Annotated in this window: 1 protein-coding gene; it reads left to right on the forward strand. The window is 62.3% G+C overall.

The annotated features are described in order from the left end of the window. Positions 1-1,092 (forward strand): colanic acid biosynthesis phosphomannomutase CpsG (cpsG, locus tag LRM19_RS21155; RefSeq protein WP_271369775.1); only part of this gene is annotated, 1,092 nt, incomplete at both ends.

Below are 1,092 nucleotides of genomic sequence, written 5' to 3' on the forward strand. Positions count from 1 at the left end.
ATCGCGTGGCGCATTGGCCGCGCGTACGGCGAATACTTAAAACCGCAGACCATCGTGCTGGGCGGCGACGTGCGTCTGACCAGTGAATCCCTGAAGCTGGCCCTGGCGAAAGGGCTGCAGGATGCGGGCGTGGACGTGCTGGATATCGGCCTTTCCGGAACCGAAGAGATTTACTTTGCCACGTTCCACCTGGGCGTGGACGGCGGTATCGAAGTGACGGCCAGCCACAACCCGATGGACTACAACGGGATGAAGCTGGTGCGCAAGGGCGCCCGCCCGATTAGCGGCGACACCGGCCTGCGCGACGTGCAGCGCCTGGCGGAAGCCAACGATTTCCCGCCGGTGAACGAGGCGAAGCGCGGCAGCTACAAAAAAATCAACCTGCAGAAAGAGTACATCGACCACCTGCTGGGCTACATCAACGTGGCAAACCTGAAGCCGCTGAAGCTGGTGATTAACTCCGGCAACGGCGCGGCCGGCCCGGTTGTCGATGCCCTGGAAGCGCGCTTTAAGGCCCTGAACGTGCCGGTGACCTTCGTGAAAGTGCACAACACCCCGGACGGCAACTTCCCGAACGGTATTCCTAACCCGCTGCTGCCGGAGTGCCGCGACGACACCCGCAATGCGGTGATTGAGCACGGTGCGGACATGGGCATCGCCTTTGACGGTGACTTCGACCGCTGCTTCCTGTTCGACGAGAAAGGGCAGTTCATCGAGGGCTACTATATTGTCGGCCTGCTGGCGGAAGCGTTCCTTGAGAAAAACCCGGGCGCGAAAATCATTCATGACCCGCGCCTTTCCTGGAACACCGTCGACGTGGTGTCAGCGGCGGGCGGCACGCCGGTGATGTCCAAAACCGGTCACGCCTTCATCAAAGAGCGCATGCGCGAAGAAGACGCCATCTACGGCGGCGAGATGAGCGCCCACCACTACTTCCGTGACTTTGCCTACTGCGACAGCGGGATGATCCCGTGGCTGCTGGTGACCGAGCTGCTGTGCCTGAAGGGACAGACGCTGGGCGAGCTGGTACGCGACCGTATGGCGGCGTTCCCGGCGAGTGGGGAGATCAACAGCAAGCTGGCGGAGCCGGCC

The sequence above is a fragment of the Enterobacter sp. PI-10 genome, assembly GCF_027947695.1.
In the GTDB taxonomy this organism is placed as follows: domain Bacteria; phylum Pseudomonadota; class Gammaproteobacteria; order Enterobacterales; family Enterobacteriaceae; genus Enterobacter; species Enterobacter vonholyi.